The sequence below is a fragment of the Mycobacterium sp. MUNTM1 genome (assembly GCF_054660795.1).
This window is the reverse complement of record NZ_BAAGDE010000017.1, coordinates 64,740-83,743: the sequence shown is the minus strand read 5'-3', so window position 1 is coordinate 83,743 and position 19,004 is coordinate 64,740. Positions and strand designations below refer to the sequence as shown.

Below are 19,004 nucleotides of genomic sequence, written 5' to 3'. Positions count from 1 at the left end.
GAAAAGGTGACCCATGAGCGCAACACAGGATTTGACGGATCTGGCACGGCGTTTCGACGCCGATCGACGACACCTGAGGTCGGTCGCGTTCCAGCTGCTGGGCTCGGTGGCCGACGCCGACGACGCCGTGCAGTCGGCCTGGCTCAAGGCCAGCCGTGCGGACTTCGACGCCGTCGACAACCTGTCCGGCTGGTTCACCACGATCACCGCGCGCGAGGCGTTCGACCAGCTTCGGGTGCGTAAGCGTCGCGCCGAGCAACCGCTCGGCGGGGCCGACGAACTGGACCGACTGACCCAGGCGGCGTCGGCACCGGCCGACGAGGACGCACTGCTGGCGGAGTCGGTGAGCAGCGCCCTGCTCGTCGTGCTCGACCGGCTCTCCCCGGCGCAGCGCGTCGCGTTCGTGCTGCACGACGTCTTCGCGATGCCGTTCGAGCAGATCGCCGGGCTGATGGATCGGTCACCGGAGGCCACCAAGAAGCTGGCCAGCAGGGCGCGCGGTCGCCTGCACGCCGAGCCGGCCGCCCCGCCCCGCCGCACCGCCGATCACCTGCGGGTGGTCGAGGCGTTTTTGGCGGCCACCCGCGGCGGTGACATCGCCGGCCTGCTCGACCTGTTGGCTCCCGAGGTGGTGCGCACCGTCGATCCCGCCCTCGTCCCGGCGGACGTGCCAACCACGTTGCGCGGCGCCCGCGAGGTCACCGGGGAGACTCGCCGGTTCGCTCGGCGGGCGCGCGCCGGTGCTGTCATGCTCATCGACGGGACGCCGGGCATCGTGCTGGTGGCCCGCGGGCGAGCTCAGGTCCTGCTGGTGATCGGCATCGGTGCCGACGATCGCATCCACACGATCGACATCACCGGCAACGCCGAGCGAATCCGTCGGGCCGCGCTGACGCTGCCGCGGTGGCCGATCCAGGAAGATCACAACCTCATCGGGTACCAAGGACGTCAGACACAGTCGACCGGGAAACCGGCCACGGGGCAAGACCGGGAGAGCAATGCTCGATAAGCCGTTCGGACGGCGCAGCCTGCTGCGGGGTGCCGGCGCGCTGTCGGCGGCGGCGCTGGCACCGTGGCCGGCCGGATGCGCTTCCGACGACGATGACGCCCTCACCTTCTTTTTCGCGGCCAACCCGGACGAGCGTGACGCCAGGATGCGCATCGTCGACGAGTTCGCGCGCCGCCATCCCGATATCAAGGTTCGGCCGGTGCAGTCCGGTCCGGGCGTCATGCAACAGCTTTCGACGTTTTGTGTCGGCGGGAAATGCCCGGACGTGCTGATGGCGTGGGAGCTGTCCTACGCCGAACTCGCCGACCGCGGTGTGCTGCTGGACATGAACACGCTGTTGGCCCGCGACAAGGCGTTCGCCGACCAACTCAAGGCGGACAGCATCCCGGCGCTGTACGAAACCTTCACGTTCAACGGCAAGCAGTACGCGCTGCCCGAACAGTGGTCGGGCAACTACCTGTTCTACAACAAGCGGCTCTTCGCCGAAGCCGGGGTGCCCGCACCGCCCAAGACGTGGGCACAGCCTTGGGATTTCGCCGAATTCCTCGATGTGGCGCGCGCGCTGACCAAGCGCGACGCGTCCGGGCGGGCCGCGCAGTACGGCTTCGTCAACACCTGGGGGTCCTACTACTCGGCGGGCCTGTTCGCAATGAACAATGGCGTTGCCTGGTCTGACCCGCGGCTGAACCCGAGTCACTTCAACTTCGACAACGCGGCGTTCCAGGAAGCGGTGCAGTTCTATGCCGATCTGGCCAACACGTACCGGGTTGCGCCGAACGCATCGGAGACACAGTCGATGTCGACGCCCAACCTGTTTGCGGTGGGGCGGGCGGCGATCGCCCTCGGCGGACACTGGCGCTACCAGACCTACATCCGCGCCGAGGACCTGGATTTCGACGTCGCCCCGCTGCCCGTCGGCCCGGCGCTGGGAAAGGGGCACGCCGCGTGTTCGGATATCGGCGCCACCGGACTGGCGATCTCGGCGAGCAGCCCCCGCAAGGAGCAGGCGTGGGAATTCGTGAAGTTCGCCACCGGGCCCATCGGTCAGGCGTTGATCGGTGAATCCTGCCTCTTTGTTCCGGTGCTGCGGTCGGCGCTGCGATCGGACGGATTCGCCAAGGCCCATCGGCGGCTCGGCAATCTCAGCGTGCTCACCGAAGGGCCGGCCTTTTCGCAGGGCTTGCCGATCACGCCGGCATGGGAGAAGGTCAATGCCTTGATGGACCGCAACTTTGGGCCCGTCCTGCGCGGCCGCCAGCCGGCCACGTCCTTGAGCGGGCTGTCCCGCTCCGTCGACGAAGTGCTGCGCAGCCCATGACCTCGATGGACGCATCCGGCGCGGCCGCCCCAGCCGGGAGGGCGACGCGAAATGCCCCCGACGATCCGAGCCCATGGCGCCGGCACGCCTGGGCCGGCCGGTTGTTCGTCGCCCCCAACATGGTGGCGGTCGCGGTGTTCATGCTCTTTCCGCTGGGCTTCTCGCTGTACATGAGTTTCCAGCAATGGGATGTGTTCACGCCGCCAAAGTTCGTGGGCCTGAAGAACTTTACAGACCTGTTCACCTCCGATCCGCTCTTCCTGATCGCGATCCGCAATACGGTGATCTTCACCCTCGGCACGGTGGTGCCGACGGTCCTCATCAGCCTGGCCGTCGCGGGGGTGCTGAACCGGAAGGTCCGGGGCATCGGCATCTTTCGAACGATTGTCTTTCTGCCGCTAGCCATCTCGTCGGTCGTGATGGCGGTGGTGTGGCAGTTCGTCTTCAACACCGACAACGGTCTACTGAACATCATGCTCGGCTGGGTCGGGCTCGGTCCGGTGCCGTGGTTGGTCGACCCCCACTGGGCCATGGCGTCGCTGTGCATCGTCAGCGTCTGGCGCAGCGTGCCCTTCGCCACCGTCGTCCTGCTGGCCGCGATGCAGGGCATACCGGAAACGGTCTATGAGGCGGCCAAGATCGACGGCGCCAGCGAGATAAGGCAATTCGTCTCCATCACCGTTCCGTTGATCCGGGGGTCCATATCGTTCGTGATCATCATCTCGGTCATCCACGCATTCCAGGCGTTTGACATGGTCTACGTCCTCAACGGTCCCAGCGGCGGGCCGGAATCGGCGACCTACGTCCTGGGCATCATGCTGTTCCAGCACGCGTTCTCGTTCCTCGAATTCGGGTACGCCTCCGCGCTGGCGTGGGTGATGTTCGCCGTCTTGCTGGTGCTGACCGTGGTGCAGTTGCGTGTCAGCCATCGACGATCCTTGGAGACTTCGCGTGGGCTTAAGTGAGGGGGCCATCAGGCACACCGTGGTGCGGGGCGGCATCGTCTATGGCGCACTGCTCGTCGTCGCCTGGTGCGCGCTGTTCCCGATCGCGTGGGCGGTGTCGGGTTCGCTGAAAACGGAGGGTGAGGTCAGCGAGCCCACGCTGCTGCCGGCCCACCCGCGGTGGTCCAACTACACCGAGGTGTTTGCGTTGATGCCGTTCGGGCGAATGTTCTTCAACACCGTGCTGTACGCGGGCTGCGTCACGGCGGGGCACGTCTTCTTTTGCTCGCTGGCCGGATATGCCTTCGCGCGACTGGATTTCCGCGGCCGCGATGCGCTGTTCGTCGTTTACCTCGGCACGTTGATGGTTCCCCTGACGGTGACCGTGATCCCGCAGTTCCTCGTGATGCGAACCCTGGGCTGGGTCGACACCCCCTGGGCCATGATCGCGCCGGGTTTCTTCGGCAGCGCATTCGGCACATACCTGATGCGGCAGTTCTTCCGCACCCTGCCCACCGATCTGGAGGAGGCCGCGATACTCGACGGCTGTACGCCGTGGCAGGTCTATTGGCGAATCCTGCTGCCCCACGCACGACCGGCGGTGATGGTGCTCGCCGTGCTCACCTGGGTCAACGTCTGGAACGATTTCCTGTGGCCGCTGCTGATGATTCAGCGCAACAGCCTGGCCACGCTGACCCTGGGCCTGGTCAGGATGAAGGGCGAATATGTTGCCCGGTGGCCGGTGCTGATGGCAACCTCGATGCTGATCATGCTGCCCCTGGTCCTCATCTACGCCATCGCGCAACGCTCGTTTGTCCGCGGCATCGCCGTCACCGGAATGGGCGGCTAGCCATGGCCTCGGTGACCTTCGAGCAAGCGACTCGGCGCTACCCGGGAGCCGACCGGCCGGCCCTGGACAACCTGGACCTGGTGGTGGGCGACGGCGAATTCGTCGTCCTGGTCGGGCCGTCCGGCTGCGGGAAGACCACGTCGCTGCGCATGGTAGCCGGGCTGGAAGTCGTGGACTCCGGGCGTATCCGGATCGGCGACCGGGACGTGACCAACGTCGACCCCAAGGATCGCGACGTCGCGATGGTCTTTCAGAACTATGCGCTCTACCCGCACATGACGGTGGCCCAGAACATGGGCTTCGCCATGAAGATCGCCAAGACGCCGAGGGAGCAAATTCGTGAGCGGGTGTTGGACGCGGCGAAACTCCTTGACCTGCAACCCTATCTCGATCGCAAGCCGAAGGATCTTTCCGGTGGCCAACGCCAGCGAGTGGCGATGGGCCGCGCGATCGTGCGCAGGCCGCACGTGTTCCTGATGGACGAACCGCTGTCCAATCTCGATGCCAAACTCCGCGTGCAGACGCGTAATCAGATCGCCGCGTTACAACGGCGGCTGGGCACCACCACCGTCTACGTCACCCACGACCAGGTCGAGGCCATGACCATGGGCGACCGCGTCGCCGTCCTGCGCGACGGCGTGCTGCAGCAATTCGCTCCGCCGCGCGAGCTTTACCGAAACCCGAACAACGTCTTCGTGGCGGGTTTCATCGGATCGCCGGCGATGAATCTGTTCACCCTGCCCATTGTGGATTCGGCGGTGTCGCTTGGGGATTGGCCCATCAAGCTGCCGCGCGAGATCACCAGTAGCGCGGGCGAGGTCGTGGTCGGGGTCCGGCCCGAACATTTCGAGCTGGGTGGCCTCGGTGTCGAGATGGAGGTCGACGTCGTTGAGGAGCTGGGGGCAGACGCCTATCTGTATGGGCGAATCACCGGCTCCGGCAAGGGAATCGATGGGCCCATCGTCGCGCGGGCCGACGGTCGTAACCCACCGGCGAAGGGCAGCCGGCTACGCCTGCATCCGGAACCCGGGCACCTGCACTTCTTCGGCGTGGATGGCCGCCGAATCTGTTGACGCGCTCCCGTAGATTACCGCGACGGTGATGAATCCTTCGGCGATAACTATCCGCGGGAGCAGCGAAGCGCGTGAACGCGTCGCTGGATGCGCGCGACGTCGTCGGGACAGGGCAGCTGGTTGATGATCCGGGTGATCTCGACGCCGATATCAACGGAATCGATCGGCCAGAGCCGACGCGCGATGAGATCCCTTGCGATGGCGGTGATGTCATCGTCGCAGAGCCGTCGGCGCGTCAACGCCACCAGCGGCACGTAGCCGGTGGCCGGCATGCCGGCGGGGTAGCCGGCCCGCACGAAAGCCACAATGCTCGTCACCCAATGCGACAGGTCCATATGTCCACCTCGCTAACCGCCGCAAGTTGCGCGTAAGCGGCAGTGCTTGCTCAGCTAGCAACGTACCATCGGCGAGCCCATCAGCTGAGTAACGCCACACAGTTAAACGCATTTTTTACGGTCGCGGGTGCCGGCGGACCGACAGTGACTTGGGTGACGATTCGCCGAACGTGGCGCGCCGTAACGGTGTTTGGCGGCAAGGGTTTCTAGTATTGCCGCGTGGTGGATCGCTATGGAACCGATGTCCTCGCCGCGGGGCGACGCAAGCCGCGCTCGACCGAGCACCCGGCCGAACTGGGCCTGGTGGTCGAGGACGTCGAGACGGGATACGTCGGCGCGATCGTGCGCGTGGAATACGGTCGAGTGGACCTGGAGGACCGGCGCGGTCACGTGCGTGGCTTCCCTTTGGGCCCTGGGTATTTGCTCGAGGGGCGTCCCGTCATCCTCACCGCGCCGCGACGGCCGGCACCGACCGCCGGGGGCAGGACCGCGTCCGGTTCGGTCGCCGTGTCCGGCGTTCGGGCCCGCGTCGCCCGGGCCAGCCGCATCTACGTCGAGGGCCGCCACGACGCGGAACTCATCGCACAGGTGTGGGGTGAGGACTTGCGAATCGAAGGCGTCGTCGTCGAGCAACTCGGTGGCGTCGACGACCTGGTGGACATCGTCGCCGAATTCGCCCCGCGGCCGGGGCGCCGGCTCGGGGTGCTCGTCGATCACCTCGTCGCGGGCTCCAAGGAGGCGCGGATCGCCGACGCCGTGCGGCGGGGGCCCGGCGGCACCGACACGTTGGTCGTCGGTCATCCCTACGTCGACATCTGGCAGGCCGTGAAACCGCAGCGGTTGGGCCTGGAGGCCTGGCCGACGGTGCCACGGCAGGTGGAGTGGAAACACGGCGTATGCCAGGCGCTCGGTCTGCCGCACAACGACCAGGCGGACATCGCCAGGGCCTGGCGGCACATCCGTTCGAGGGTCCGCGACTGGAACGATCTGGAGCCGGCGCTGATCAGCCGGGTCGAAGAATTGATCGACTTCGTGACGGCGCCGGTCTCCTGACGCGGCAGCCAGCGGACCAGGGCTAATGCCCATCTCGTAGTTCGGCTACGCTAGGCCGACAGTCCCGATCGGCGGGACAGAAACAGGGCGTATGCAGGGCGTATTCGGCGTATTCATCGGCACGTTCCTCATCGGTCTTCGTGAAGGCCTCGAGGCGTCGCTCATCGTGAGCATCGTCGGCGCCTTCCTCAAGCGAAACGGCCAGTCCATCCGCCCGATGTTCGCCGGCGTCGCCCTGGCCGTCCTGCTCAGCGTCGGCGTGGGCGTCGGCCTCGACCTGTTCGCCGCCAGCCTGCCGCAGGCCCAGCAGGAGATGATGGAGACCGTCATCAACGCCATCGCGGTGGTGTTCGTGACGTCGATGATCATCTGGATGAACGGCAACGCCGCCCAGCTGAAGGGGGAACTCGAGCGCGAAGCCCGCCAGGCCGTCAACCGCGGTGGCGCGTTCGCCCTGGTCGTCATGGCGTTCCTGGCCGTCCTGAAGGAGGGCTTCGAGACGTCGGTGTTCTTGCTGGCGGCCGCCGAGACGTCGCACGGCAACCGGTGGTTCGCCGTGCTCGGCGGCGCCATGGGCATCGTCACCTCGGTCGGGCTCGGGGTGGCGCTGTACTACGGCGGCCTGCGGATCAACCTCGGCCGGTTCTTCCGGGTGACCGGGGTGTTCCTGGTGCTGATCGCCGCCGGGCTGGTGCTGGGTGCGCTGCGCACCGCGCACGAGGCCGGGTGGATAACCATCGGCCAGCAACAGGTGCTCGACCTGTCCGGCTGGATACCCAGCAATTCGGTGCTGGGCGCGGCGACGACCGGGGTGTTCGGCATCCCCGCCGATCCTCGCCTCATCGAGGTGCTGGGCTGGCTACTGTATGCCGTGCCGGTACTGGTCGTTTTTCTCTGGCCCGCCCGGCTCGCCGCCACGCCGCGAGCCCGCGGCAGGCTGCTGGCCGCCACGTCGGCGGTGCTGATCATCGTCGGGGCGGGGCTGACCCTCATGACGCCCGCCGCCGGCCCGTCGCAGACGCAGCGGGTGCGCACCGTCACCGACCGCGACGGCCACACCTCTGCGGTGTCGATGGCGATCGGGCCGCACGGACGCGAGTTGGCCGTCGCCCCCCAGGGCGCCTCGACCGTCCACAACGTCGTGCTCATCCCCGCAGACGACCAAACGGTGGACGGCGTGCCCGTACAGGTATGGCAGGCTTCCGAGGCCGCCGGGGCCGACGGCGCGCCTGAAGTCACGCTGGATCAGTTGCTGAGCATGGCGGGGGGCCGGCTGCCGGTCGGTCTCGCGGCCGGCCGCACTCCGGGGCCGTTTGCGGGTCAATGGTCGACGACCACCGGGTACACCGTGTTCGCGCAGGGTGATTTCGTGGTCAGCGCGCACACGACGAGCAACCGGACGGCGATTTTGACCGGCGGTGGGCTGACCGGGGCCAAGACCGTCAGTCTCGGCGGGCTGTCGACGGACTGGTCCACGTCCGCCGCCGAAGACCACGCGGCGGTGGCCGACATCGTCGCCAGCGACCGCGACCGCGGGGAGCGTCAACTCTGGAACGTCTGGCTGCCACTGGTATTCGCGGGATTTGCGTTGGCGTGCGTGCTGTCAGCGATAGCCTCGATGCGCGTGGACCGCAGGCAAGAGGATGAGAGGAAACCGATTGATGGTGAGTCGCATCGCCTCGGCAACGTGCCGGTCGCGTGACTTCTGTTTGACCGCAACGATTCTTGCTGCGACGGCGGTATTGCCGGTGACCGCGTGCGGCCACTCGGGCGACAACTCGAACCATGCTCAGCAACCGAACGTCGGAAGCGCCAACGCGGTCAAGGTGACCCTGGCCAACAACGGCGGCGCTGACGGCTGCGCGCTGGACACCACCAGCGTGCCCGCCGGGCCGGTGACCTTCACGGTCGCCAACACGAATGCGCCCGGCATCAGCGAGGTTGAATTGCTGAGGGACCAGCGGATTGTCGGCGAGAAGGAAAACCTCGCGCCCGGCCTGGACCCGGTGTCGTTCACGGTCTCGCTGGACGGCGGCGCCTACCAGCTGTACTGCCCGGGGGCGAGCACCGAGTACCAGACGCTGACGGTGACGGGCAAAGCGCCGGCGACGCCGACGGGCACGGTGGCCAGCATCCTCAGCCAGGGCACCAAGGACTACGCCGGCTACATTGTGAACCAGATCGGTCAGCTCAACGACGGCGTGAAGGCGCTCGACGCGGCCGTGCAGTCGGGCAACGTCGATGGGGCAAAGGCGGCCTACGCCAAAGCCCGATTGTTCTGGGAGCGTTCGGAATCCACCGTGGAGGGCTTCGTGCTGCCGGGCTTCGCGGTCGGCGACAATGCCGGCAGTCTGGACTATCTGATCGACATGCGTGAGTCGACGCCGGTGGACGCGAAGGTCGGCTGGAAGGGCTTCCACGCGATCGAGCGCGACCTGTGGCAGGCCGGCGCAATCACACCCGGGACGAAGGCGTTCAGCACCGAATTGGTGGGCAACGTCGGCAAGTTGAACGGCATCGTCGCGAGCCTGCAGTACAAACCCGAGGACCTGGCCAACGGTGCCAGCGACCTGATCGAAGAGATCCAGAACACCAAGATCACCGGAGAGGAAGAGGCCTTCAGTCACATTGACCTGGTGGACTTTTCGGGCAACGTCGAAGGCGCTCAGCAGGCGTACGCGTCGCTACGGCCGGGCCTGGAGAAGATCGACGCCAATCTGGTCCACCAGATCGATCAGCAGTTCCAGACCGTGCTCGCCACGCTGGACGGGTATCGCGACCCGGCCGCACTCGGCGGCTACAAGACCTACACCCCGGCGCTGAAGGCCAGTGACGCACCGAAGTTGACCGCGGTGATCCAGCCGCTACACCAGAGCCTGTCCACCGTCGCCCAAAAAGTCGTCACGGCCGGTTGATCATGACCGACGACATCACCGGCCCCTCAGACGGCGACCCGAACAACGCCGGCGCACCGCCCGACGCCGCCACGGTGTCGCGCCGGCGCGCGCTCGGCGGCGCCATGCTGGCCGGGCTGGGCGGCGCCGCCATCGGTGCCGTCGGTGGCGGTTTCGCCGGTCACGCGATGGCGGCGGGACAACGCGGCGACGATGACGACACCGTCGATCTACGTCGCAGCTACCCCTTCTACGGCCAACCTCACCAAGGCGGAATCGACACGCCGCCACAGCGATACGCCATGTTCATGTCGTTCTCGGTGGCCGGCGGCGCCGGTCGCACCGAGCTGCAGACCCTGCTGGCCCGCTGGTCGGCCGCGGCAGCCATCCTGCAGCAGGGCAAGCCGGTCGGAACCGTTCAGCCCCAGGTCGAGGTGCAGCCGCCCGTCGACACCGGCGAGGCCTACGGCCTGAGCCCCGCCAGTCTGACCGTCACGATCGGGTTGGGCCCGTCGCTGTTCGGCGACCGGTTCGGACTGGCCGCCCGGCGACCCGCCGTGTTCACCGACCTGCCGCCGCTCAACGGCGACAACCTGGATCCCCGCCTGCACGGCGGCGACCTGTCCGTGCAGGCGTGCGCCGACGACCCCCAGGTCTGCTACCACGCCGTGCGCAACCTGGCCCGGCTCGGCCGCAACATCGTCTCGCCATACTGGGCGGTCTTGGGTTTCGGCCGCGCCTCCGCCGGCCCCGGCCAGCACACCCCACGAAACCTCTTGGGATTCAAGGACGGTACCCGCAACATCGCCACCGACGAGGAGTACGCCAAATTCGTCTGGGTGGACAACAGCGACCAGCCTTGGATGAACGGCGGGACCTACCAGGTCGTCCGCAAGATCCGGATGTTGATGGAGACATGGGATGTCGACCGGATCGGCAATCAGCAGAGGATCTTTGGGCGCTCCAAGGAAGAAGGGGCACCGCTGAGCGGCAAGCACGAGTTCGACACCCCGGATTTCATCGCCAAAGGAGCCGACGGCAACCCGCTCATCGATCCGATGTCTCACGTCGGCCTCGCGGCCCGGGAAAACAACGACGGCATCATGATCCGCCGCCGGTCCTACAACTACACCGACGGTCTCGACGCCAACGGCCAACTCAACGCCGGCCTGCTGTTCATCTCGTACCAAAAAGATCCCCAAGATTTTATTCGCCTGCAGAACCGGCTGGGCGCGCACGACCTGCTCAACGAATACGTCCGGCACATCGGATCAGCAATCTTCGCGGTGCCGCCGCCGCCGGCTGAAGGCCACTACATCGGGCAAAGCCTGTTCAGCTGAGCAAATCTCGCCGAAGGGCGGTGGCCGGTCGGCGGCGCGGTGTTTCGCGCGCGTGATGTTTGGTGTCGGGCCGGTAAATCAAGCGCGCCGGCCGTCACGCATCGGCGCCCGCCGCGCACTAACTCCGTGACGCCGCAGAATCAGCGAGAAACGGAGAGAGTCACATGACCGATGCGCTCGTCATCGACGCCGAAGGCCTTGACCGGCTGTCCTGTAACGCCAAGGCCAACCCCGAGACAGGCAGGAAGACGCTCAAAGCCAAGACGGTGTGCGAGACCGGGTTCCGCAACATGACCTACGTCAGGGACCTGGCGCCGATGCTGGTGGGCGAGCCACCCGCGCTGCTGGGCGATGACTCGGCCCCCAATCCTTCGGAGACCGCGCTGGCCGCGCTGGGCTCGTGCGTGTCGGTGGGCCTGTTGGCCAACGCGACCCATCGTGGCGTGACGTTGACCAGGATCGAGGTCGAGATGGAAGGCGACATCGACATCTCCGCGGTGTGGGGCGTGGGCGACACCCCGCAGGACAAGCGCCTGGGATTCAGCGCGGTCCGCTGCAGGGTGCGCCTGGCCGGCGACGCCGACGACGCCACGCTGAAAGAGATTCACGACAACGCGATCGCCTGGTCACCGGTGCTGAACACGTTTCGCAACCCGGTGATCGTCGACTCGACTCTGAGTACGGAATAGGTGACATGACGGCGACCATTGATCCCGCGGCCGGCACGTTGGATGTCGAGCTGTTGGAGGATATTCGGGCTCACGCCGCCGCCTTGGACCGTGGCGAAGATCATTCGCGGCGCAGCTTCACCAGGCTGGGGGAGGCCGGACTGCTCGGGATCGGCGCCCCGGGCAACATCGACAACCGGCTTCCGGCGATGGCCGAGGTGATTCGGCTGATCTCCGGGGCATGCATGAGCACCGGGTTCTCGTTGTGGGCGCATCGCATGGCGATCGAGTATTTGCTCACGGCTGCAACAGAATTCAGCACTGCCGCGGTCGCGCCGTTGCTGTCGGGAGCTGTGCTGGGGGTCACGGGCATGGCCGCTGCGTTCAAGGAGGCGGCCGGTTGCGGCAGCGTGGAGCTGACCGCCACGTCCGTGGCCGGCGGCTACCGGGTGTCGGGGCCGATCAGGTGGGCCAGCAATTTGTATCCCGACTCGACGATGGTGACCGCGGTGCGCACCGATGCCGGCGAGAGACTGATCGTGGCGCTGGCCCTGGGCACGCCCGGGGTGGACGTCGGCGAGCATTTCGATCTGCTGGCCATGGGCAGCACCGCCTCCTCCTACCTGAACCTGAACGGCGCCTACGTACCCGCCGAACAAGTGTTGTCGCGCGACTTCGCGGGCTTCCTGCAGGCGGTGCGACCGACTTTCCTTGTCCTGCAGTCGGCCATGTGCCTGGGGTTGACCCGGACGACCCTGGATCAGGCTCGGCTGGGGCTCGATGGAGTCAACGCGGTGTTCGGTGACGATGTCGAGCGCGTGGCGCAGAAGCTGGTCGGCGCCGAAGCGACGCTGGCCAATCTCGCTGCGGCCGTGGGAGGAACCGAGCCACCCAGCAAGCGGCAGCTGCTGTCGCTGCGGCTCGCGGCGGCCGAATTGTCCAGCGCCAGCGCCGACCTGGAGATCCGGACCGCCGGCGGAAAGGGGTACGCAAGCAGGACGCCGGCAAGCCGGCGCTATCGGGAGGCCGCGTTCATCCCCGTCCAGTCCCCGTCCGAAGGCCAACTGCGCTGGGAATTGGCCAGATGCGGCTGAGCGCGGGTCGATGGTGACTCCGGTGGCGGTGCCGCCGGAGGGCGCCGAATCCGAACGCCTGGTCGGCGGGGTCCCGTTGGCCAGCCTGGTGCGCGACTTTCACCGGCCGATGGTGAATTTCGCTCGCACCATGGTGGATTCAGCGACGGTCGCCGAGGAGGCCGTGCAGGAGGCGTGGGTACAGGTGCTGCAGTCGTCGGATTCGTTTCAGGGTCGTTCGTCGGTGAGCACCTGGCTGTTCGGCATCGTGAAACACACCGCGTCCCGCCACCGGCGACGGGAATCACGGATCCGCCATCATGAGGTGCTGGCCGCCGCCACGGAGGGTGAAGCCGACGACCCGTTGTCGGGCCGCATGCACCCCGCCGGTCACCCCGATGCCGGACACTGGCGCCTGCCGCCGTCGCGGCGCTTTCTCCCCGAAGAGCACACCGTCGACAGTGAACTCCTCGGCTACGTGCGGACGGCTCTCGACGCCTTACCCGAACGGCAGCGCCAACTCGTCATCTTGCGTGACATCGTCGGAACCTCGGCCGACGAGGCGGCCGCGCTGCTCGAACTGTCCGCCGAAGCCCAGCGGGCGCTGCTCTACCGCGCCCGGGGAAATCTCCGAGCCGAATTGGAAAAGCGGTATCAACGATGACCGTTCATGACAACACCGTTCCCACCATCGATTGCGTCGACTTCGTGCGCCTGGTCGACGATCTCGTCGACTCCGACCCGCAACAGTGGGGACCGATCGTGGCCAAGCACCTCGACGAATGCCCGCCCTGCCTGATCTACCTGCAACAGATGCTCGACCTCAAGATCCTGCTCAGCCACGTATTCGACGGCGAGCAGCTCAGCGAGGACCACATTTCCGGTGTCATCACCGCGATCAACACCTTGAGGAAAGGCGAACACGGATGACGATCAACGCTGAAGCGCCGCAGCTGCAGAGCGACGCCGTGGTTGTGGATAACGTGACCGCGTTCCCATCCGGCGTCAGGGCAAGTGAGACGCCCGAGGACCCGTTCGAGCCGCTGTCGGTGGGCGCCATGGTGGATCGGGTGGCGGCCATGGCGGTGGAAAAGGCCGCGCACCCCTGGGCATTCCTGATGCGCTCCTTGGTGGGCGGCGTGATGGTGGCGTTCGGGGCCCTGCTGTCGCTGGTGGTGAGCACCGGCGTCAAAACCCCCGGTGTGGCAAGCCTTTTGATGGGCCTGGCCTTCGGGATGTCCTTCGTCCTTATCCTGGTGTCGGGCATGTCACTGATCACCGCGGACATGGCGGCCGGTTTTCTCGCCGTGCTCAAGCGCAACCTGAGCGTGCGCAGCTACATCGTGTTGGTGACCGTCGGACTCATCGGCAACATCCTGGGCGCGCTGGTCTTCGTCACGGTGTGCGCGGCGGCCGGCGGCCCCTACCTGGGCGCGTTCGCCGAGCGAGCGGCGACTGTCGGCACGCTGAAGGCCGGCCAACCCTTCTGGACGGCACTGCTGCTCGCCGTGGTGTGCACATGGTTCCTGCAGACCTCGATGTGCATGTTCTTCAAGGCCCGCAGTGACGTCGCCCGGATGGCGTTCGCGTTCTACGGACCGTTCGCGTTCGTCATCGGCGGCACCCAGCACGTGATCGCCAATGTCGGATTTCTCGGTCTTCCCCTGCTGCTCAACCTCTTTCACCCGGTGGCACCACGAGGCGCGATCGGGTGGGGTTTCGGCCAGCATGGTCTGCTCACCAATATCGGCATCACGACGCTGGGCAACCTCATCGGCGGCACCGTGTTCGTGGCGTTGCCGTTCTGGATCATCGCGCAACTGCAACGGCGCAAGATCTAGAAGGCGACGGGAGACCTCCGGCCCGACGGTTGAGGACTAAAGCCTCACGACCGGCACGCCCTCCTCGGATAGCGTCGGTGACGATGGAGGGAGAACGTAATGTCCGCACCCGTCAAAGAACTCGGTATCGTCGTCGCGGCCGACGGTTCGCCGGCGTCAACCGTCGCCGCGGGCTGGGCGGCCCGCGAGGCATCGATGAGAAACATCCCGCTGACCGTCGTGCACGCGGTGTCGACTCCCACCGCGACATACCCGCCGGTTCCGTACCCCGAGTCCCTCGTCACGAACCTGGAAGACGAAGGCAAAAAGGCGATCATGCACGCGACGAAGGTCGCCGAAGACGCGATGCCTGTCGACCGCGCGGTGCCCATCGGCAGGAAACTGGTCTATTCGCCCCCGGTGCCGACCCTGCTGAAGATGTCGGACGCGGCCGAGATGATCGTCATGGGCAGCTCCGGGCGCGGACTGTTGGCACGTGGTCTGCTCGGGTCGGTGAGCTCGGCCGTGGTGCGGCACGCGAATTGTCCGGTCGCGGTCGTCCGGGACGGCGAGCTGCCGGATCAGCGGAATGGCTACGTCCTGTTGGGCACCGATGGCTCACCGGCGTCCGAGCTCGCGACGGAAATCGCGTTCGACGAGGCCTCGCGTCGCGGCGTGGATCTGGTGGCCATTCACGCATGGAGCGACGCAGCGGTGGTCGAGGTCTTCGACGTCGACTGGCCGGCGGTCGAAGGCGAAGCCCAGCGCAGCCTGGCCGAGAGCCTGGCGGGCTGGCAGGAACGCTATCCCGACGTCTCCGTTCATCGCTTCGTCGCCCGGGATCGGGCGGCGCGACACCTCATCGACAATGCGGACGCCGCACAGCTGGTGGTCGTCGGCAGTCATGGTCGGGGTGGGCTGAGCAGGATGCTGTTGGGCTCGGTCAGCAACGCGGTCCTGCACTCGGTCCGGGTGCCGGTCATCGTCGCTCGGCCGCCCTCCAAATAGGCCCGTCACCGCCGTTCGCGTAGCACGCCAGTTATCCACGCGCACAACGCCGCAACGTCGCGTCCGGCCCCTGCGACGGTCCGGTCGGGGCGTACCACGGCGGCGTCGGCGTGCCCGCGGCGCAACCACGTCGCCAATTCATCGCCGGGTTGGGGGATCAGGACGGCGACGCCGCGCCGCCGCAGGGACGCCTCGTCGGCGGCGGGCGGGCGGACCGTGGTGATGAGCGCGAAACCCGCCCCGAGCGCATCATCGAGGCGCCGACCGTCGCGTAGCAACGGATTCGGGCAGAGCCTGCCGGTGAGCCGGCGCGAATTGCACACCAGCGCAGAGCGATGCAGTGGCGGCGTGGTGGAATCGACGATCCTGCGGCGCAGGCCTGGGATGAAGCGCAACCGCGGCAAGACCAGCCGGCGCGTCGCATCGCCGGCGCGGCCACCACCGGTCATCGCCCAGCCGACGCCCAACGCCAACCGGATCATCTGTCGGGTATGCGGCATGCGTTCCTGTTCGTAGCTGTCCAGAGCGTGCGCATCCATGGTGCCGTGATGGACCGCGGCGAGCTTCCACGTCAGGTTGGCCGCGTCCCGAACCCCAGCACCCATGCCCTGGCCGATGAACGGGGGAGTGAGGTGCGCCGCGTCGCCGAGGATGAACACGTTGCCGCGGCGCCACCGGTCGGCGATCTGAGCGCGAAAGGTGTACTCGGCGACGCGCAGCAGGGTCAGCTCACTGTCGGCCACCGTCGCCGTCCAGGGCGCGATCAACGGCCGCAACGCGTCCAATGTGCCGAATTGCCCGGCGTTTTCGTCGGCCAGCAGCTGGAATTCCCATCGGTAGCGCGCGTTTCCGATGCGCATGTAGGTCGCCGCGCGGGCAGGGTTGCATACCTGGTGCACGCCCTCCCACTGGTCCAGGTCGGCGTCGGTGGCGACGTCGACGACCAGCCAGCGTTGTTCAAAGTTCAAGTCCCGCATCGTGGCGCCGAGGTGGGCGCGCACCAGGCTGTTGGCGCCGTCGCATCCCAGCAGATAGTCGGCGGCCACCTGGTGCACGTGGCCGTCGGAGCGGTCGGTGAACGTGACGCCGATGCCGTCGGCGCCGTCGGTGATCTCGGTGGCCTCGGCGTTGCCGCGCAACCGCGCGTTGGGGTAGCGCTTGAGGTTGGCGCGCAGCAGCGCCTCCAGCTCCGGCTGGTCGAACATATTGGCCTGCGGGAAGCCGTTCGCGACGCGGGATTGGTCGCGGTTGAACTGGGCGAGGACACCGAAATCCGCGCCCAGCAACCGCAACCCCAGCGCGGGCCGGGAGATCGATGCGAACTCGTCGGCGATGCCAAGACGGGCGAGGACGCGATAGACCTCGTCGTCGAGGTGCACGGCCCGTGGCTGCGGGTACGCGGCGGGCCAGCGATCGAGCACCAGGCTATCCACGCCGTGTTGCGCCAGCAGGGTCGCGGCGGTGATGCCGGTCGGTCCGGCGCCGACTATGACGACCGAGTGGTGCCCACCGTCACCGTGGCTCACGCGAATCGGACTGTGGCGCGCTGGGTTCCGAGATCGATGCCACCGTCGTCGGTGCCGATCGACGCCTCCACGATGTCACCGTCTTGCAGGTAATTCGTGTTCTCGGCCTGGCGCGAGAAGAAGACCTTCCATTTGAGGTTGGGCGGCAACAGGTTTCCGATGATCTGCAGCGGCTTCGGCGGAGCGCTCAATGCGGTTCCGGCCGGGGTTCCGGTGAGCACCAGGTCGCCGGGCGCGAGTTCCTGAAACTGGGTGAGTGACTGCAGCGCCTGCAGCGGCCGGTACAGCATGTCGGGGTCGACGAGCGCGTTCTGGCGCTCGTCGCCGTTGACGCTCAGCCGCAGCCGCAGATCGCCGAACCGCTTGAGTTCGTCCGCGCCGAGCAGCACCAACTCCGGGCCCACCGGCGTGAACGTCGGATACGACTTGGCCTCGTAGAACTGGGTCTGAGGAAGTTGGACATCGCGCGCCGAGACGTCGTTGGTGACGACCAGCCCGGCGATGAGGTCGCCGAGGTTGGCATCGGAGATGCTGGTGCCGACCGGGATCGTGCGCCCGATCACCAGCCCGATCTCCACCTCGTAGTCGAGGAGCTTGACGTGTGCCGGTTTGACGATGTCGTCGAACGGGCCGTTGATCGACGCCGACGCCTTGCGGAAGAAGGTCAGGGGAACCGAAGACGGGTCCATACCCGCGTCTTTGACGTGCGACGCGAAGTTGGTCATCTGCGCGATCACCCGGCACGGCCTGGTCACCGGCGAGACCAACCGCAGATCGCCGAGGTCCACAAGGTCGGCACTGCTGGCGGCCGCGTCGATAGCGGCCCGGTCGGCCAGCAGCCCGGCGGTACTGGTGGCGCTGGTGTCGATCTTCGCGGCACCGTTCGCGGTTTTGAGCCACCAGGCCTCGGCGGTGTGCAGGACGGAAACGGTCATGAGGAGGCCACTTTCAGTAGTCCGGCCGCGCGGCCGATATCGAATTCGTTGCGTGCGCGCAGGGCGGTGGCAATCGAAACCAGTTCGTGGCGCGCAGATTTGAGGCCTGCCCCGAGAAAGTCCCTGCTCGCCGCGGGTCCCCACTGGGCCAGCCCGGAGGCGGTGAACGGCGCCCAGCCGGGTTCGAGGGTGTTGTCGAACAGGTCGCCGTCGGTGAAGTGCTCGAACAGGTAGCCGTCGGGATCGCGCCAGTAGTCGAAGATCTGGCTGCCCTGAATGTGTCTGCCGATTCCCCAGGACCGGAAATAGCCGCGCTCGCGCAGGTATTCACCGCCGGCGGCCAGGGCGTCGAGGTCGCTGACCTGATACGCCGAATGGACGTAGCGGTTGGCCGGGCCCAGCGCCAACGCCAGCGTGTGATGGTCGGCCGGGGTGCGGCCTCGATCGCAGCGGATGAAACTCATCGTCGGTCCTCGGTCGCGCTGGCCGGGGAAGTACAGGAAATCGCTGACGACCATGCCCAGGTTGTCCAGGTACCAGTTCAGCGCCTCGAGGTACTTCGTCGACTGCATGACCAGATGGCCCAGCCGCAACACGCGGGCCGGCGCCCGCCGCGGACGCTGGGTTGCGTTGACGCGCAGCGGGTTGGTCCCGAAGTTGAGTGAGAGTGGTTGCTGCGCACCAAGTTCCGGTAGATCGATCATGCCGGCGACGACGCTGACCGGCGTTCCGCTGGGGTCGACCAGATCGACCGCGAGGCCGCCGACGGCGTCGGGCAGCGGCCGCGGGGGAGCGCCGTGGGCGTCGGCCAACCTCAGCACGTCGGCCTCGTCGCAGGCCCGCAACGCCACCCCGGCGAAGCGTGGCCTCGGTCCGCGACGAAGGATGAGGCACGGCCCGCCGGGCAGCGTGCCGCGCAACTGCACTTCGTCCGGGGCGCGCAGGGCCGTCTGGAACCCGAAGGCCCGCGCGAAAGCCTCGGCGCGCGTCAGGTCCGGTCGCTCGAACACCAGCCAGGCGAGGTCGACGACTTTGATCACCGGGTTGCGCGACCGACCGGGGTGCTCGTCGGGTAGTGCGCCCTGCGGGCTGTGCGCGTCCCGCGGGGCGCTGTTGGTCAGGTTCATCGGCCGTCTCCCACGCTAACTGACGAAATCG

19 protein-coding genes are annotated in these 19,004 nt (G+C 67.1%); 15 read left to right on the top strand and 4 right to left on the bottom strand.

Annotation, left to right across the window (positions count from 1 at the left end; genetic code table 11):
• Nucleotides 1-13 precede the first annotated feature (13 nt).
• The 5 genes from ACYQ8K_RS12365 to ACYQ8K_RS12345 all read left to right on the top strand — a co-directional run bounded on the left by ACYQ8K_RS12365 (nucleotide 14) and on the right by ACYQ8K_RS12345 (nucleotide 5,194).
• A complete protein-coding gene (locus tag ACYQ8K_RS12365) occupies nucleotides 14-1,009 on the top strand; it encodes a sigma-70 family RNA polymerase sigma factor (protein ID WP_459969273.1) in 996 nt (331 codons plus the stop codon).
• Nucleotides 999-2,327: an ABC transporter substrate-binding protein gene (locus tag ACYQ8K_RS12360; RefSeq protein ID WP_459969271.1), complete on the top strand. Its 1,329-nt coding sequence runs from the start codon at nucleotides 999-1,001 to the stop codon at nucleotides 2,325-2,327. Before ACYQ8K_RS12365 ends, ACYQ8K_RS12360 begins: the two co-directional genes overlap by 11 nt.
• A gap of 119 nt (nucleotides 2,328-2,446) precedes the next feature.
• Nucleotides 2,447-3,292 carry a carbohydrate ABC transporter permease gene (locus tag ACYQ8K_RS12355; RefSeq protein ID WP_459969327.1) on the top strand — a complete coding sequence of 282 codons (846 nt, stop codon included), beginning with the start codon at nucleotides 2,447-2,449 and terminating at the stop codon, nucleotides 3,290-3,292.
• Between the two features lie 7 nt (nucleotides 3,293-3,299).
• Nucleotides 3,300-4,121 (top strand): carbohydrate ABC transporter permease, encoded by an 822-nt coding sequence (locus ACYQ8K_RS12350; protein WP_459969325.1) that lies wholly within the window; start codon nucleotides 3,300-3,302, stop codon nucleotides 4,119-4,121.
• 2 nt (nucleotides 4,122-4,123) lie between these two features.
• The gene (locus ACYQ8K_RS12345; RefSeq protein WP_459969269.1) at nucleotides 4,124-5,194 is read left to right on the top strand and encodes an ABC transporter ATP-binding protein; all 1,071 of its coding nucleotides are present in this window, start codon (nucleotides 4,124-4,126) and stop codon (nucleotides 5,192-5,194) included.
• 47 nt (nucleotides 5,195-5,241) lie between these two features.
• Here the strand turns inward: ACYQ8K_RS12345 and ACYQ8K_RS12340 are convergent, their stop codons facing one another.
• Nucleotides 5,242-5,529 (bottom strand): DUF3349 domain-containing protein, encoded by a 288-nt coding sequence (locus ACYQ8K_RS12340; protein ID WP_459969268.1) that lies wholly within the window; start codon nucleotides 5,527-5,529, stop codon nucleotides 5,242-5,244.
• Between the two features lie 219 nt (nucleotides 5,530-5,748).
• Between ACYQ8K_RS12340 and ACYQ8K_RS12335 the strand changes: the two genes are divergently transcribed.
• The 10 genes from ACYQ8K_RS12335 (at nucleotide 5,749) to ACYQ8K_RS12290 (ending at nucleotide 15,385) form a co-directional block, all read left to right on the top strand.
• Nucleotides 5,749-6,582: a DUF3097 domain-containing protein gene (locus ACYQ8K_RS12335; RefSeq protein WP_459969266.1), complete on the top strand. Its 834-nt coding sequence runs from the start codon at nucleotides 5,749-5,751 to the stop codon at nucleotides 6,580-6,582.
• 91 nt (nucleotides 6,583-6,673) lie between these two features.
• Entirely contained in the window at nucleotides 6,674-8,284 is a 1,611-nt protein-coding gene (gene efeU, locus ACYQ8K_RS12330; RefSeq protein ID WP_459969264.1) for an iron uptake transporter permease EfeU, read from the top strand.
• Nucleotides 8,244-9,497 carry an iron uptake system protein EfeO gene (efeO, locus tag ACYQ8K_RS12325; RefSeq protein ID WP_459969262.1) on the top strand — a complete coding sequence of 418 codons (1,254 nt, stop codon included), beginning with the start codon at nucleotides 8,244-8,246 and terminating at the stop codon, nucleotides 9,495-9,497. Before efeU ends, efeO begins: the two co-directional genes overlap by 41 nt.
• Before the next feature lie 2 nt (nucleotides 9,498-9,499).
• Nucleotides 9,500-10,816, top strand: a complete 1,317-nt coding sequence (gene efeB, locus ACYQ8K_RS12320) for an iron uptake transporter deferrochelatase/peroxidase subunit (RefSeq protein WP_459969260.1) — start codon at nucleotides 9,500-9,502, stop codon at nucleotides 10,814-10,816.
• Between the two features lie 164 nt (nucleotides 10,817-10,980).
• Entirely contained in the window at nucleotides 10,981-11,505 is a 525-nt protein-coding gene (locus tag ACYQ8K_RS12315) for an OsmC family protein (RefSeq protein ID WP_459969259.1), read from the top strand.
• Between the two features lie 5 nt (nucleotides 11,506-11,510).
• Nucleotides 11,511-12,578, top strand: coding sequence for an acyl-CoA dehydrogenase (locus ACYQ8K_RS12310; RefSeq protein WP_459969257.1), 1,068 nt, complete (start codon nucleotides 11,511-11,513; stop codon nucleotides 12,576-12,578).
• Between the two features lie 10 nt (nucleotides 12,579-12,588).
• Complete coding sequence (locus tag ACYQ8K_RS12305; protein WP_459969255.1) at nucleotides 12,589-13,221, top strand: RNA polymerase sigma factor; 633 nt, start codon at nucleotides 12,589-12,591, stop codon at nucleotides 13,219-13,221.
• Nucleotides 13,218-13,487: a hypothetical protein gene (locus ACYQ8K_RS12300; protein ID WP_459969253.1), complete on the top strand. Its 270-nt coding sequence runs from the start codon at nucleotides 13,218-13,220 to the stop codon at nucleotides 13,485-13,487. The genes ACYQ8K_RS12305 and ACYQ8K_RS12300 overlap by 4 nt, the downstream gene beginning before the upstream one ends.
• Nucleotides 13,484-14,398 carry a formate/nitrite transporter family protein gene (locus tag ACYQ8K_RS12295; protein ID WP_459969251.1) on the top strand — a complete coding sequence of 305 codons (915 nt, stop codon included), beginning with the start codon at nucleotides 13,484-13,486 and terminating at the stop codon, nucleotides 14,396-14,398. Before ACYQ8K_RS12300 ends, ACYQ8K_RS12295 begins: the two co-directional genes overlap by 4 nt.
• A gap of 99 nt (nucleotides 14,399-14,497) precedes the next feature.
• Complete coding sequence (locus ACYQ8K_RS12290; protein ID WP_459969249.1) at nucleotides 14,498-15,385, top strand: universal stress protein; 888 nt, start codon at nucleotides 14,498-14,500, stop codon at nucleotides 15,383-15,385.
• 5 nt (nucleotides 15,386-15,390) lie between these two features.
• On the opposite strand, the gene mhpA is transcribed toward ACYQ8K_RS12290, so the two are convergent.
• From mhpA to ACYQ8K_RS12275, 3 genes are read right to left on the bottom strand one after another with little or no spacing between them, the layout of a single operon-like run.
• Nucleotides 15,391-16,911 (bottom strand): bifunctional 3-(3-hydroxy-phenyl)propionate/3-hydroxycinnamic acid hydroxylase MhpA, encoded by a 1,521-nt coding sequence (mhpA, locus tag ACYQ8K_RS12285; RefSeq protein WP_459969247.1) that lies wholly within the window; start codon nucleotides 16,909-16,911, stop codon nucleotides 15,391-15,393.
• The gene (locus ACYQ8K_RS12280) at nucleotides 16,908-17,846 is read right to left on the bottom strand and encodes a fumarylacetoacetate hydrolase family protein (RefSeq protein ID WP_459969245.1); all 939 of its coding nucleotides are present in this window, start codon (nucleotides 17,844-17,846) and stop codon (nucleotides 16,908-16,910) included. The genes mhpA and ACYQ8K_RS12280 overlap by 4 nt, the downstream gene beginning before the upstream one ends.
• A complete protein-coding gene (locus ACYQ8K_RS12275) occupies nucleotides 17,843-18,973 on the bottom strand; it encodes a VOC family protein (RefSeq protein ID WP_459969243.1) in 1,131 nt (376 codons plus the stop codon). The genes ACYQ8K_RS12280 and ACYQ8K_RS12275 overlap by 4 nt, the downstream gene beginning before the upstream one ends.
• Between the last annotated feature and the right edge of the window lie 31 nt (nucleotides 18,974-19,004).

Excerpts from the sequence above, each read along its gene's own strand:
- ACYQ8K_RS12365 (WP_459969273.1), top strand. The coding sequence starts at position 14 with ATGAGCGCAACACAGGATTTGACGGATCTGGCACGGCGTTTCGACGCC.
- ACYQ8K_RS12360 (WP_459969271.1), top strand. The coding sequence starts at position 999 with ATGCTCGATAAGCCGTTCGGACGGCGCAGCCTGCTGCGGGGTGCCGGC.
- ACYQ8K_RS12355 (WP_459969327.1), top strand. The coding sequence starts at position 2,447 with ATGGTGGCGGTCGCGGTGTTCATGCTCTTTCCGCTGGGCTTCTCGCTG.
- ACYQ8K_RS12345 (WP_459969269.1), top strand. The coding sequence starts at position 4,124 with ATGGCCTCGGTGACCTTCGAGCAAGCGACTCGGCGCTACCCGGGAGCC.
- ACYQ8K_RS12340 (WP_459969268.1), bottom strand. The coding sequence starts at position 5,529 with ATGGACCTGTCGCATTGGGTGACGAGCATTGTGGCTTTCGTGCGGGCC.
- efeU (WP_459969264.1), top strand. The coding sequence starts at position 6,674 with ATGCAGGGCGTATTCGGCGTATTCATCGGCACGTTCCTCATCGGTCTT.
- efeO (WP_459969262.1), top strand. The coding sequence starts at position 8,244 with ATGGTGAGTCGCATCGCCTCGGCAACGTGCCGGTCGCGTGACTTCTGT.
- efeB (WP_459969260.1), top strand. The coding sequence starts at position 9,500 with ATGACCGACGACATCACCGGCCCCTCAGACGGCGACCCGAACAACGCC.
- ACYQ8K_RS12315 (WP_459969259.1), top strand. The coding sequence starts at position 10,981 with ATGACCGATGCGCTCGTCATCGACGCCGAAGGCCTTGACCGGCTGTCC.
- ACYQ8K_RS12310 (WP_459969257.1), top strand. The coding sequence starts at position 11,511 with ATGACGGCGACCATTGATCCCGCGGCCGGCACGTTGGATGTCGAGCTG.
- ACYQ8K_RS12305 (WP_459969255.1), top strand. The coding sequence starts at position 12,589 with ATGGTGACTCCGGTGGCGGTGCCGCCGGAGGGCGCCGAATCCGAACGC.
- ACYQ8K_RS12300 (WP_459969253.1), top strand. The coding sequence starts at position 13,218 with ATGACCGTTCATGACAACACCGTTCCCACCATCGATTGCGTCGACTTC.
- ACYQ8K_RS12295 (WP_459969251.1), top strand. The coding sequence starts at position 13,484 with ATGACGATCAACGCTGAAGCGCCGCAGCTGCAGAGCGACGCCGTGGTT.
- ACYQ8K_RS12290 (WP_459969249.1), top strand. The coding sequence starts at position 14,498 with ATGTCCGCACCCGTCAAAGAACTCGGTATCGTCGTCGCGGCCGACGGT.
- ACYQ8K_RS12280 (WP_459969245.1), bottom strand. The coding sequence starts at position 17,846 with ATGACCGTTTCCGTCCTGCACACCGCCGAGGCCTGGTGGCTCAAAACC.
- ACYQ8K_RS12275 (WP_459969243.1), bottom strand. The coding sequence starts at position 18,973 with ATGAACCTGACCAACAGCGCCCCGCGGGACGCGCACAGCCCGCAGGGC.